At 73.0% G+C, this 230-nt stretch carries 1 pseudogene; it reads right to left on the reverse strand.

The features are described 5' to 3' along the window. Positions 1-141: 141 nt before the first annotated feature. Positions 142-230, reverse strand: a pseudogene (locus KUM03_RS38610) (ATP-binding protein); the annotation flags it as partial.

Below are 230 nucleotides of genomic sequence, written 5' to 3' on the forward strand. Positions count from 1 at the left end.
AACCGGAACCTGTCGGCCGGGCTGCCGCGCCGGTCGGACGAGGTCGAGGAGTGGATGGCCGCGCTGAAGGGCTGACACGACCGGCACACGACCGACGGCCGGGCACCGCGAAGGTGCCCGGCCGTCGGCGTGCCGACGGGGTCACACCGCCACCAGCGGTGTGTCCTCCCGCCACTTGAGGATCTTGTCGAAGCTCACCACGGACCCGGACCGCCCCGGCGTGCCACCGA

This window comes from Streptomyces sp. AC602_WCS936 (genome assembly GCF_019049125.1).
In the GTDB taxonomy this organism is placed as follows: Bacteria; Actinomycetota; Actinomycetes; order Streptomycetales; family Streptomycetaceae; genus Streptomyces.